Raw genomic sequence first — 13,482 nt, 5'->3', positions numbered from 1 at the left:
TTCGTGGGGAAGTTGCTTATTTGAAGGCGATCGCCTCGATCTCATCCAGGTCGCCGAGCGCATCCAGGGCGAGGTCCACCGCATCGTCCGCTTCGTCGCCGAGCAGGGGTCCGGCTGCCGCACCGCGGCCGCAAAACGACCGGTAGGTGCAGTACTGACACAGGCGTTCGTCTTCCGTCAACGGGAAGCGCCCTTCCTGCCGGCCGGCCGCGATGCGGTCGACCAGCTCCGTCAGATACCGCTCATCCTGACGAAACGTATCGCTGTCGTAACCGACGACGACGGGCTCCTCGGGATAACGGGCGAACCAGTACACCATCTGCACAGCCTCGGGAGGGATCGGCGTCCCGCCGGTGAGCGCCGCGCCACTCGACGCGAGCAGATAGCGGTACACGCGCGTCTGCATCCGCTCGAGCAGGCGCGCACGCTGAGGCGGCTGGCGCGAGGTCTTCCAGTCGAAGATGACGGCGGCTTCGCCATTCCACACGATCAGGTCGTACTGGGCCACGAGCGTCGGGCCACCCGATCCGATGGTGCCGACCAGCATGCGCTCGATGAAGCGCTCGCCCTCGACCTCGCCGGCGGGATCGTACATCCCGTAGTTCTCCCACCAGTCGGCCACCTCCGGGGTGTCAGCGGCGGTGGGCTCCAGGACGGCGGCGCCCAGCAGGTCCTGCTCGACCATCCGATGAAACCGACGGCCGTCGGCCATCAGCTGTTCATAAGCCAGCGGCGGATGCGCGGGGATGGCGGGCCACGTCATCCGATCGAGGTACTGCAGCTCGAACCGGCGCTCGCAGTCGACGAACGTCTGCAGGTTGTGGGCGCTGAAAATCAGCGGACGTTCATGCTCCATGCGCGGCTACCCATGCTTTGAGGGCCTCGAATACGACGGCCGGCTTGTTTTTCCCCTTCCCGTTGTTGGACGTCACGATCAACTCCTTCCGCGCCCGCGTGATGCCGACATATAGCAGCCGAAGCCGCTCGCGGGCATACTCGAGGCGCGAGCGCCGCGTCGCGTCGCCTTCCCGATAGGACGACCCGTCCAGGGCGGCGTCCAGCTGCGCGAGCGTCTCGGCCTCCAGGTTGAGGTGCTCGCGTACGAACCATTTTTCGGACTGGAACGAGTCGGTGTCGAGTCCGGCGGGGAAGTGGAAGTCGTTGACGGACATCAGATACACGCGGTCCCACTCCAGGCCTTTCGCACCATGCATGGTGGCCACGGCCACCTGGCCCCTGAACGCCTCGGGGTCGAAACCGGTCTTGTCCGCCTCGATGGCCCGGAGCCGGCGCTGATCCTTCGCAATCTCCTGCAATGCGTACTGAAACGCGTCGAGCGTATCCAGTTGCTTTTTCAGCATGTTTTGATTGGCTTTTACTAGACTGACCGGAAGGTCATCTTTTCTATACAGATAAGGCTGCGCTCGCCGGGTCAGCTCGTCTCCAAACAGCTGCGTCATGGCCAGCTTTTCGGGTTCGACGAACAGATCCTGCGCGAGGCCTGTGAGCAGTTCGCCGATCGGCAGCAGGGCCAGCCGATGCCAGGCGCGCAGCTGCTCGCGAAAGGCCTCGAAATACGCGACGGCGTCGGCGCCGAAGCCGGCGGCCTGCGCCGCGAGCCAGTCCGCCCCCGGGCGGGGCCACAGGAACGCTTCCACATCGGCGCATTCGGAGATCAGGGCTTCATGCTCCTTGAGCCGGTTCGCCGTTTCGTCGCTCTCCTCATCCCGACGCACCCGGCTGAACCAGACCCGGTACACGATGGGGAGCATCTTCGCCGAGGCCGGATGCGCCAGGTGCTGCAGGATGCGGCACAGCGCGCCGGCGGCCTCCCGGGTGGAGGTCGTAAGTCGAAGCAGCGCATCGGTAAACGGCAGGCCGGCTACGACGAGGGCATGAATGACTTCCGCCGCCTGGCGGTGCGTGGGGGCGAGCACGACCACGGTTTCGTCCGGGTGCTCGGGGAGCCACTTCTTGAGCGAGCGCAGGATGAGATCCAGCTCCTGCTCGGCCGACGCTCCGTCGTAATGAAACGTGATCCGGCAGGCGTCGTCCGGCGGATTCGGCTGCGGATCCCCTTCCGGCGTGGGCTCGATGAGGGGCGTGCCGAGCGCGTCGCGCACATCGACGACCGGCGCCTCCTCCATCGTCCACTGGATGAGCGCATTGGCCAGCCGCAGAATGGGCCGGCCCGAGCGTCCCGAGTTGGGCAGCGCCCTGCGGGCATCCGCCTCCTCCAGAAAATCGCGCAGGTATTTCGGGTTCGCCGTCGTGAACGTCTCGTAGATCGCCTGGTTGGGATCGCCGACGCGCACCCAGTTGCCGTCGCGGCCGACGAGCCGGCGGAGGATCTGCTCCTGCAGGTTGCTGCTGTCTTGCGCCTCGTCCTCGAGGATATAGGGCCACTGCCACCGCAGCCGTTCGACGAGCGGGGCGCTCGATGGATGATCCAGCACATCGAGCGCGAAGGTGATCAGATCGTCGAAGTCGACACCGCTGCGGGCGGCGAGACCCTGCTGGTAGCGCTCGTAGACCTCGGCGGCGAGCCCGACGAGTGCCGGGTGCTCTTCGCCCAGTGCCGCGCGCAGCGATGCGGCCGTGACACGACGGTTTTTCAGGTGCGATATTGCGTTGCGCATCACCTGCTCCAGGCCGTCCGGCAGCTGTTTCTCGAGGATGCCCCGCTGTTTGTTGCCCGGCATGTCGGCGACGAGGTAGCCGGCGAGGGTGTTCATGTAGCGGGGATAGGTCGAATGAAACGCCTCCCGCAGGATCGCCTCGACCGTGCGTTCGTCGACGATCGAAAAATCCTCCGGCAGGCCCAGCGTGGTCGGCGCCTGGAGCACGATGTCGTAGGCCAGGCTGTGGAGGGTCGACACGTGGTACCCGATCCCCGGGATCATCCCCTCGTCCTGCAGGAAGCTCGCGATGCGTTTCCGGAAATTGTCGACGGCCGAATTGACGAGCGTGACCACCAGCACCTCCTGGCCGTCCTCGATCCGGTCTTCCTGGATGAGGGACGCGGCCAGGCGGGAAAGCGTCCACGTCTTCCCGCTGCCGGGCACCGCGGCAATCCCCATGGTGCCCCGGGTGTAGGAGAGGATGGCCTGTTGCGCCGGCCTGGGGTTGAACATGGACTCAGGCCTCGCTCTGGATGTCTACCGGCACCTGACGTGCCGCCCGGCTGAGCGCCTGGAGCAGCAGCCCTTTCTGATCCCGCCCCGTCGCGCTGAGCGAACTCACGAAGAGATGCAGTTCGCCGGTGCAGCGGCGGATCAGCCCGAGGGCGGCGTGCGTGAGGCGTTCGAGTTCGAACGAATGCTCCTGCCGGTCGTCCCACGTCGATCCCGGCGTCCATTCGCGGTTCAGGATGTAGGGATTCGTCAGCGGCTGGTTGATGCGGCGATGCCAGGCCGTGCTGCCTACATCGAGCCATAGCTGGGCCCGGACCGGCCGATTCCGAAGCAGGAACGTATGCACCGGGGCGAGGAGCACGGCGTCCGCCGGCTCGTCCCACTCGAACGCGTAAAAAGCGGAAATCACGCCTTCCTGGACCATGTCGCGATAGGCCTTCCCGGCGCTGGCGTGCGGCATGCCGGCCGCCGCCCCGCGAAACCGCGCGGCGGATTCGACCAGTGCGCCGACGAGCTTTCCGGCCTCGACCGCGCCGACCTGCCACTCGGCGGCTCCCCGGTGGAATCCGTAGCCAGGCTGGCTGAGCAGCTCCCCGAAGGCGCGACTGAAAAAATGATCGATGGGCGCCGGCTCGCCGGCGGCGTAGGCCTCCACCCAGGCCCGGAGCCCCTCGTAGGCCTCGCCGATCTGGTACGAAACGCGGTCTCGCACGCCCGCCGGGGCCGCCTCGAAGGGCAGCAGCGCCACGCCCTCGCTCGCCGTAGGGACCACCGCCCCGGCGAGCAACGACGCCCGCACCAGATCGCAGCCCCCGAGCACCCGATAAAAGAGCAGCGTAGCCGCCTCCCGGTGCGGAATTGCCTCCCACGCCGGGTGCGCAAACGCCGCGAGGGTGAGCATGACGCGCGTCACCGGCTCGTCGTACAGCAGGCGCGAAGGCCGGTGAGCATACGAGGCGATCCCCATTTTTTCAAGCTGGAGCGTCAGCGCATAATGCACGTTGTCGCCGAGCATCGGCGCGATCACCGCGATCTCCCCCGGCGGCACGCCGGCGTCCGTCAGCCGCCCGACACACGCCGCCGCGCGGTCGATCATCCCGTGGTGCAAGCGGTCCACGTACACCGTCACCGAAGACGCGGCGTCGCCGGCGGGCGCGACCTCCTGATTTGCGGCGGCATCCCGGCGGATAGCCCGGCGCAGCGCCTCGCCGAAGGCCTGGAGCGCCGGCGGAGCCGTATGGATGATTTCCCGCGTTTCGTGCCGGTCGCACCGGGCAGCCAGGCGGCCGGCCGAGCGCGCGCTCGCGCCCATAAACAGCCGGTACGAGCCCTCGGTATCCGCCACGAGCAAGGCCGATTCGAACGACGGCAGCCACGCGGCGATCAGGTCGTGCGCGACCGGGACATCCTCCTCGAGGTTATCGACGACGAGGTGCCGGTACCGGGCCAGCAGGTGCCGGCGGATGGCCGTGTCCTCGCCGGCGATGCCGACGAACAGGGTGAGATACGAGGCAAAATCGACCAGACTGTGGGCGCGGCAATGCGCCCGATATCCTTCGAGCGCGGCCATGATGTCCCCCGTCATCCCCCCGCCGCTCTTTTCGCCGATCGCCACGTCGTCCAGAAAAGCCGGCAGACGATCCAGATCCAGCCCGTGCGCGGCCGCCTTGTTGAGGTTATCGAGCAGCTGGCTGTAGAGCCGGGGACGGGTGAGGCGGGTGCCGGCGAAGGCGCCCCGCTCGATCAGCGGCTGCACGACGGCCGCCATGAAGTATTGCGCCTGCTCGTAGGTCAGAAAATGCGGGGGCCGATCCAGTGAAAACCCGTCCGTCGGCGCCACTTCCGGCCAGAACAGCTCCACGTACCGACGCGCCAGCCCCCCGATGGTCGCTTTCTCCAGCCGGTACCACTCCGCCGGCGTGAAGGCCGGCTCGTAGGCCCGCGTGTAGCTGCGTTGCGGCGTGATGAGCAAGACCGACTCCGGCGCGACGCCGGCATCCAGCAGCGCACGGATCCGCGCCACGGCCGCCGTAGTCTTCCCCGCGCCGGCCGGGCCGTCGAGAAACAGGGCGTCGAATTCGGTGAATGCGGGCTGCATGAATCGGGGATTCGGGCTGCGGGATCGGGGATGGCGGATCGTCGATGCGGGCATCCCCCGGAAAACCTACCAGACGCGTTTTGCGCCTCAAACATACCTTCCGCCAGCCAGAATAAAAACCGCGGGTGACAACCCGGTGTCAGCAGGCTATTCGCCGGCCGACTGATCGTTCAGCGTCCAGTCGTAACCCAGGTAATCCACCCGGTAGCCGCCGGCCTCCAGCCGGGCCCCGACGTCGCCGTCGAAATAGCGCGCGATGAATTGCTGAACGGCGGCCTCGCTCCCGCCGAAATCGGCCTCGAACCATTTGAAAATCTTGGACAGCGCGACGGCGTCATCCGACACCGGGACCTGGTTTTTGGCCTCATCGTGCAGGAATCGCCGGCCCTGGTCGTCAAGCTGCGCATCCAGCCGCTCGCCGGCGTAGGCCTCCTCGCGCAACGGAGGGCAGCTCATCGCGGCGCAGACGAGCGCGAAATGGACGCGGGGCTCGGCAAATGTCGGCCGGATGATCGTATGTTCGATCTCGTCCAGCGTGCGGGTGACGCCCGCCACCTGCCCCACGCTCACCTTGAACGGGGTGTTGACCTTCGGGACGATGAACGGGATGCCCCGGACGCCCCGGGGGGCCAGGCGGAGGATGCTCTTTGTCGGATAGTTCTCGACGATGAGCTTCAACGTGAGGGCGTTATAGGCGTTGAGCCAGAACGCGAGCTGATCGGGCTCGTTCATGTTGGCGGGATCGGTTTCGGCCAGATCCTCCAGATAGGCATCCAGCTGACCGGACGCCTTGAGCCCGGCGTAATCCACAAGCCCATCCCGAACATAGGCCCCGAGGATCGTATCGAACGCCCCATGATCGAACCGTTCCGGAGCGCGGACGGGGTCCCGCGCCGTGATCAGGTCGAAACGACCGCTCGTGCAGCCGGTCAGGGCGAGCAGACACGCGCCGAGCAGCAGGATGGCCGGCCATGACGGACCGATCTTCGTTTCCTCGCCTGCGGTATAAACGGCCTGTTTGAATGATTGCGATCGCATGAAAAATCGGGTTGATACGTTACCTGTTGATTTTGAAGCCCGTACGGCGGCCGGCGCGCTCCGTCTGAGCGTCGTCATTCCTACGCTCAACGAAGCGGCCCGGATTGGCCGGCTCGTCGAGCACCTGCGCCGGCATGCCGATGCGAGGCTGGAGGACATCCTCGTCGTCGACGCCGACAGCGCGGACGGCACCGCGTCCGTGGCCGATCTGGCCGGCGCCCGGGTCATCCGAAGCGACACCCGGTGCCGGGCGGCGCAGATGAATCTGGGCGCCCGGATGGCGGGCGGGAATGTCCTCTACTTCGTGCATGCGGACGCGCTCCCGCCGGCATCGTTCCTCGACGCCATCGAACGCGCGCTGGCGCAGGGCCGGCCGATGGGCTGTTTCCGGATGGCGTTCGACACGGCCCATCCCCTGCTTCGCGTCAACGCGTATTGCACGCGGTTCGATCTCCCGTTCTGCCGCGGCGGCGACCAGACGCTTTTCGTCACCGCATCGCTTTTCGAGGCGACCGGCGGGTACGACGAAGCGCATGTCATCATGGAGGAGTACGACTGGCTGCGCCGCGCGCGCGAACGCGCGCCCTTCGCCATCCTCCCGGAAACCGTGACCGTCTCCGCCCGCAAATACCGCGACGCCAGCTACCTGCGCGTCAATCTGGCCAACGCGTGCGTCTATACGTTGTACGCGATGGGGATTTCCACCCCGCGGCTGCGCCGCCTGTACCGCCGGCTGCTGCATCGGTATCGTTCCGGCGCCACCTGAATGGATGCGTGAGGCGGCCCCGCGTTACACCGTGCACCGTTTGACGCGGAGTGCGTATCTTGCCGCGTCGTTCCCGGCTCACGCAATCCATCCCGCCCATGACCCGTCCTCGCATCACTTTCGTCCTCCTGCTCGCCCTCGCCGTCGGCTGCGCCCAACCCGACGCGGCGCCGCCGGCGGAATCCGGCACGTCCGCCATCCGCGCCCTCCTCGTCGGCGGCGGGTCCTCGCACGACTTCGACCGCTGGTTCAACCAGGAAGACATCGCCACCCTTCGGAAAGCAGGCATCGACATCGTCTACACCAGCGACCCGTCCGCCATCCCGACGGCCGTCGACACCCTGGATGTCCTCGTCCTTTCCACGAACCAGCCGGTCGACGACGGCGCGACGCGCGCGGCGATCGAGGCCTTCGCCGCGGCGGGCAAGGGGCTCGTCCTCTACCACCCGGCCGTCTGGATCAACTGGAAAGACTGGCCGGCCTACAACCGCGACCTCGTCGGCGGCGGCGCATCGAGCCACGGTCCCTACGGCGCCTTCACGGTCACCATCCAGAACACGACACACCCGATCACGCTCGGCGTGCCGGCCACGTTTTCGCTCGACGACGAACTGTACCGCTTCGCCGTCGCCGCCGACGGTCCGGGCATCGACGTGCTCGCCACGGGGCACGAAGCCGCCTCCGGCACCGATTTCCCCGTCCTGTGGACCGTGCGCCACCCCACCGCGCGCATCGTGGGGCTCACGCTGGGGCACGACGGCGCGGCGCACGAGCTGCCGGCGTTTCGCCAGCTGCTGACGAACAGTGTTCGATGGGCCGCTGGCAGGGAATGACTCGCACACCAGGCGCTTTCCTGCGGCATCGGCGGGTGTTGCGACTGTACGTATATTCCACGCCGCCTTTCCGCCGCGACCCTTTCACGCCAACGTATTTGCATGCGCATCGTACGACGGACGCTTCCGTATTTTCTTCTCCTCCTTCTGGCCGCGACCGCCTCGGCGCAGTCGCCGCCCTACCGCATCGCCGACGTGCCGGCGTGGGTAGATATCGCCCCGCTGCCGGATCCCGATCCGATCCCCGTCAACGAAATCAGCGACGGTCTGTATTACCTCCGTCTCGACGAGCAGGACCGCGTCGAGGGCCGGCAGCTCGATGTCTTCGAGCACACGGCGTATGCCATCGTCAACACGCAGGGCATCCAGAACGGATCGCAGATCGCGATCGAGTTTGACCCGACGTACCAGGCGTTGACGCTGCATTTCGTCCGCATCCGGCGGAACGGACAGACGATCGACCGGCTCGATCCGAAGAGTGTGAGCATCCTGCAGCGCGAGACCGAGCTCGAATACCTGATCTTCGACGGCACGTTGACGGCCTCCATCATTCTGGAAGACGTCCAGGCCGGCGACATCGTGGAGTACGCCTACACCACGAGCGGTGACAACCCCATCTTCGAGGGGATGTACTCGAGCGGATTCACGACCCAATTCGGGATTCCCGTCAAGGAGGTCACATACCGCCTGCTCTGGCCGGCCGACAGGCCGCTGCACATCCGCAGCCTCGGCGCGCAGGTCGAACCCCAGATCACGTTGAACGGAGGATCGAAAGAATACCGCTGGCGCATGACGGACGTGCCGGCGCTGGTCGTCGACGACCAGTTACCGTACTGGTACAACCCGTATCCGTGGATCCAGCTCAGCGAATGGGAGAGCTGGGAAGCCGTAGCCAGCTGGGGCTTATCGCTTTTCGACCGGGTGGATAAACCCTCTGAGGCGCTGCGCCGGGAGGTGGATCGCATCCGCGACCGCTACCCGTCGCCGAAGGAACGCATGGCCGCGGCGCTGCGGTTCGCGCAGGACGAGATCCGCTACATGGGTATCGAGATCGGCGTCAACTCCCATGAGCCCCGCTCGCCGGCCGAGGTGATCCAGAAACGTTTCGGGGACTGCAAGGACAAGTCGCTCCTCCTCGTCGCCATGCTCCGCGAACTGGGCATCGAGGCCCATCCGGTGCTCGTGAACACCATCGACGCAAAAGAAATGGATGGATGGCTACCGGCGGCCGGCCTGTTCGACCACGCCATCGTACGCGCCACGCTCAACGACACCACGTTCTGGTACGACCCCACCAGCACCCTCCAGCGAGGCACCGCCGACGCGGTTTTTCAGCCGGATTACGACCAGGTGCTCGTCCTCGAGCCCGGCGCGACCGCCCTGACCCGGATGAACCCGCCCGTCTCCGAGGAGCCGCTCGACGATATCAGCGAAGAGTTCGACCTGCGCCAGGGACTGGATCGGCCGGCAATGTACACGATCCGGTCGACCTTCCGCGGCGAAAGCGCCGACTACATGCGCAACCTGTTCGCCGAGCAGAGCCGCCAGGAGCTCGAACGCGACTACCTGAATTATTACGCCGATCTCTACCCGCACATCCGCAGCGCCGGCGAGATGCAGTTGGAAGATGACGAGACCACGAACATCGTCCGGCTCACCGAACGCTATACCATCGACTCGCTGTGGACCGACGAAGAGGGGCTTGGCCACCGCTCGGCCTTCTTCTATCCGCTCGAGTTCAGCGCGTTGCTCGAAAAACCGGCGTCGCGCATCCGCACCATGCCGTTCGGGATCTCGCATCCCGTGTTCACCTCGCAAACAACCCGCGTCCTGCTGCCCGAACCCTGGCCCATCGAGCCGGACGAGGCCGTCGTCGACGACCCGGCGTTCCGGTACACGCACCGCATCGGCTACCGCGACAACGTGGTCACGATCACCCATACCCTCCAGACCAAAACCGACGCCGTGCCGGCCGACGGCGTCGCCGGCTACCTGCGCAACGTGGAGCGCGTCGAGGAAAACCTGGGGTACGAACTCACACGCGGGGGCCATCTACCGGACGGCACCTGGGCCTGGGTGTTCGGGCTGCTCGCCGGCGCCGGCCTGCTCGCCGGAACCCTCGTGTACGCCGCGCGCCGCGCGCGAAAGCGCAACGGTAAGGGGTAAGGGGTTCAAGGGGTGAGGTTTAAGGTTTAAGGGGTGAGGTTCAAGGTTCAAGGGCTACACACTCCTTAAACCTCGAACCTTGAACCTCGAACCTCAAACCGCCTCACCTGCTGCCCGCTTCGAGGCCGGCCGGCGGGTCGTCCTGGAACGGAGCGGGCTGGGTGTGGGCATTCGGCCAGACCTCGTCGAGCGTATCGCCGTCGTAGAGCCGGCCGTTTTTCATCACCATCCGGACGGTGTTGGAATTCCGGATGTCGTCGAGCGGGTTGGCGTCGAGCACGACCAGATCGGCCAGCTTGCCGGCCTCGATCGACCCCAGGTCTTTCCCCAGCCCGATCGCCTCGGCCCCGTAGAGGGTGGCGACCCGCAGCGCGTCGTGCTCGCGCATGCCGCCGGACTGCACCGACCACAGCTCCCAGTGGTATCCCAGCCCTTGCAACTGGCCGTGGCTCCCGATCCCGACGCGGCCCCCCGCTTCCACGATCGCCTTCGCCCCGGCGGCGTGTTCGGGGAAGGCGAATTCTTCCGCCATGAACCAGCCGGCGTTCCGCCGGCGCGTGGAGGCATCGATCACCTCATGGGGCGTGAACCGGCGTAGCTTGGCATCGTCATGCGGGTGTTCGAGGGCGTAATAGTAGTTTTCGCCAAACGGTCCGCCGTACGTCACCAGCAGCGTGGGCGTATACGTGATCCCGGTCTGCGCCGTCAACTGAACGACATCCTTGTAGATCGGATAGATCGGAAACGAGTGCTCCTGGCCCGGGTAGCCGTCGATCATCATCGTCAGGTTGTACTTGAGCATCAGGCCACCCTCGGTCGTGGGCATCAGACCCTGCTCCTTCGCCGCCATGACGAGCCATTGCCGCTGCTGGCGGTTGCCGGCCATGTACATCTTGATCGTCTTCGTGTCGTAGTAGTCGCTGTAGCGCTTGAGCACGCTGCGGGCATGATCGAGGTCCCGAATCGGATCCTCCACATAATCGCCGAACACGCCCGGGCCCGTGGAATAGATGCGAGGCCCCAGGATCGTGTTGGCGGTCACGAGATCGCCGTAGGTCAGCACGTCGGTGCTCGACGTCTGCGGGTCGCGGGTCGTGGTCACGCCGTAGGCGAGGTTGGCCAGGTACATCCACACCTCGGGTTTATGGATCCCCCAGGTGGGCCACATGTGCGCGTGGGTGTCGACGAAACCGGGCACGATCGTTTTGCCGGCCAGATCGATCACCCGCGCATCGGCCGGCGCCTGCTGGCTTCCGGCGGGCCCCACGCCGGCGATGCGGTTGTTGCGGATGAGGACCTCGCCGTTTTCGATGACCTCATCGCCGCGCATGGTCACGACACGCGCGCCGCGAAGGAGCGCGACGCCCTGCGGGATATCACGCGGCGCCTGGATGAGTACCCGCGCCTCCGCCGGCTTGTACGCCTTGATGGCCGTCGCCGAGGTATCTGCGGGCAGACCCGCCTTTTTGGCCGCCGCCAGGCTGTCCTCCACGGCCTTCGCGCGGTCGAGATCGTACACGACGTGCGCGTTGCCGATGGACCAGTGCACCGCGCGGCCATCGGCGCTCCAGACCGGGAACTGGCCGCCGATATCCGTCAGCTTGCGCACCGGAAACAACGCGCTTTCCGGCGAGGCGACGGAGATAGCCGGCGTCTCGCCGCCCAGCATCGGGACGGTGACGACGTAGAGGTCGTTGTTGACCTGCGCCAGGGCGCGATCGCCGGCGGGAGCCATCAGGGTCATCGAAGCCGCGTTGGGCTCCTTGGCGCCCGGTCGCGTGTTGCCGGTCACCTTGACGTGCGCTTTTTCGTCGGTCCCGTCCCACCGGATCGAAACGAGGCCCCGCGCGTCGTGGTGGAGGTAGATGCGATCCGACCCGGAGACGAAGTGCGGGTGGCTGCGCCCGTCCGCCGGCGCGATAAACGTGACGTCGCCGCCCTCCGCCGGCACCCACGCCAGGTCGGTGGATGCCTGCGGCGTTACCGGATCGTTCGACTCGACATACGCGTGGGCCGGGCCGCTCACCACGACGATCCGTTTGCCATCGGGCGACCACGCCGGCTCCTGATAGACCGCCGGCACGCGCGTCAGCTTCACCGGCTGCCCCTGCCCGTCCGCGCGCATCTTGTACACATGGCCTCCCATGCCCTCCCACGACACATAGGCGATCCAGCGGCCGTCCGGCGACCACGCGGGCTGCGCTTCGATAAAGGCCGCGTTCGTGAGGCGAGCCGGCGTCCCGCCGGGATACGCTGCCACATACAGCCGGTCGAGCGCGCCGAATGCGAGCCGCGCGCCGTCGGGCGAGGGCGCTGCGTTCTGGATCTGGCGCACCGTGAAGGTCGGCTCGTCGACGATCCGGTAATCGAACGCCAGCCGTGGGCCGACGCCGGCGGCGACATCGACCTCGAACGGCACGGCAATCGGCCGGCCGCCGGCCACCGGGATCCGCCACAGCTTGCCGCCATACGAAGCGACCAGTTCGCGCGAATCCGGCGTAAACGCCATTCCGGGCAGCGCGTCGCGGTCGCCGATAGATTCCTGGTCGTCCCGCTGGACGGGATACGCGAGCCAGCGCTCCTCACCCGTCGCGAGTTCGCGGAGACGCAATCCGGTCTGGTCCTCATGGCGCGTGCCGTACACCAGCCATTTTCCGTCCGGCGACAGCGTCGGGCGGATGGCAGAGCCATACCGCGAGGTGCGGGCGAACGTCTTGCCCGTCTCCCGGTCGTACACGCCCAGTTGATACTGGGGGAAGGCGGCGTTGTATTGCCAGTTGCCCGTGCGCGAGGCGTACCAGATGTAGCGTCCATCCGGCGTGACGGCGGCCCCGACCGTCTTGAGCGTTTCCGGCTTATCGATCAGGATCTTCCCCGTCCCCCCGTCGATATGTCCCATCCAGAGCTTGACCACGCCGAGCCGGCTCTCGCCGCGCGAGGCCACGACATAGGCGCCGTCCGGCGTCCAGTCGGGCGACAGATAGATCGAGCCATTCCCCTTCGTGATCTGGACCGTATCCTTCGTCGCGAGGTCGATGTACCAGAGGTTGTCCCCTCCGCTGCGATCCGATGTAAACAGGATCCGGTTGCCGTCCGGACTGTAGCGCGGCTGCCCGTCGAAGGCCATGCCCTGCGTGACGGGGGTCGCCTTGCCGCCGGCGATGGGGATCGTGTAGAGATCGCCGAGCAGATCGAACAGGATCGTCTGGCCGTCCGGACTCACATCGACCGACATCCAGGTCCCTTCGTCGGTGGAGAAGGCGATCGTTCGCGCCGCTTCGAGCGGCAGCTCCTTTTTGGCTTTTTTTGAGGTGTCCGCCGGCGTGTCCTGGGCTCCGGCGGGCATCGCCAGAACGATCGAGAGCGTCAGCAAGCCGAGGAGGCGGGCGATTGGGGTCGTGCGGTTCATGATGAGCGGGATAGATTGCTTGGCTGTAACGCCGTAAT

Annotated in this window: 8 protein-coding genes; 3 read left to right on the top strand and 5 right to left on the bottom strand. The window is 66.4% G+C overall.

What is annotated here, in order from left to right:
• Window positions 1–16: 16 nt before the first annotated feature.
• From R2834_08655 to R2834_08640, 4 genes are all read right to left on the bottom strand, one after another.
• Window positions 17–856 carry a PD-(D/E)XK nuclease family protein gene (locus R2834_08655; GenBank protein MEZ4700386.1) on the bottom strand — a complete coding sequence of 280 codons (840 nt, stop codon included), beginning with the start codon at window positions 854–856 and terminating at the stop codon, window positions 17–19.
• Window positions 846–3,134 carry an ATP-dependent helicase gene (locus R2834_08650; GenBank protein MEZ4700385.1) on the bottom strand — a complete coding sequence of 763 codons (2,289 nt, stop codon included), beginning with the start codon at window positions 3,132–3,134 and terminating at the stop codon, window positions 846–848. Before R2834_08650 ends, R2834_08655 begins: the two co-directional genes overlap by 11 nt.
• A gap of 4 nt (window positions 3,135–3,138) precedes the next feature.
• Entirely contained in the window at window positions 3,139–5,232 is a 2,094-nt protein-coding gene (locus R2834_08645) for an AAA family ATPase (GenBank protein ID MEZ4700384.1), read from the bottom strand.
• A 147-nt stretch (window positions 5,233–5,379) separates the two neighbouring features.
• A complete protein-coding gene (locus R2834_08640) occupies window positions 5,380–6,270 on the bottom strand; it encodes a DUF547 domain-containing protein (GenBank protein MEZ4700383.1) in 891 nt (296 codons plus the stop codon).
• Between R2834_08640 and R2834_08635 the strand changes: the two genes are divergently transcribed.
• The 3 genes from R2834_08635 (at window position 6,269) to R2834_08625 (ending at window position 10,035) form a co-directional block, all read left to right on the top strand.
• Complete coding sequence (locus R2834_08635) at window positions 6,269–7,036, top strand: TIGR04283 family arsenosugar biosynthesis glycosyltransferase (GenBank protein ID MEZ4700382.1); 768 nt, start codon at window positions 6,269–6,271, stop codon at window positions 7,034–7,036. The two genes, R2834_08640 and R2834_08635, sit on opposite strands and share 2 nt — an antisense overlap.
• 98 nt (window positions 7,037–7,134) lie before the next feature.
• Entirely contained in the window at window positions 7,135–7,869 is a 735-nt protein-coding gene (locus tag R2834_08630) for a ThuA domain-containing protein (protein MEZ4700381.1), read from the top strand.
• Between the two features lie 102 nt (window positions 7,870–7,971).
• Complete coding sequence (locus tag R2834_08625) at window positions 7,972–10,035, top strand: DUF3857 domain-containing transglutaminase family protein (protein ID MEZ4700380.1); 2,064 nt, start codon at window positions 7,972–7,974, stop codon at window positions 10,033–10,035.
• Between the two features lie 103 nt (window positions 10,036–10,138).
• On the opposite strand, the gene R2834_08620 is transcribed toward R2834_08625, so the two are convergent.
• Window positions 10,139–13,444 (bottom strand): amidohydrolase family protein, encoded by a 3,306-nt coding sequence (locus R2834_08620; protein MEZ4700379.1) that lies wholly within the window; start codon window positions 13,442–13,444, stop codon window positions 10,139–10,141.
• Window positions 13,445–13,482 lie beyond the last annotated feature (38 nt).

The sequence above is a fragment of the Rhodothermales bacterium genome (genome assembly GCA_041391505.1).
Taxonomy (GTDB): domain Bacteria; phylum Bacteroidota; class Rhodothermia; order Rhodothermales; family JAHQVL01; genus JAWKNW01.
Note: the sequence above shows the minus strand (reverse complement) of the source record. Positions and strands in the feature narration are given on the sequence as shown.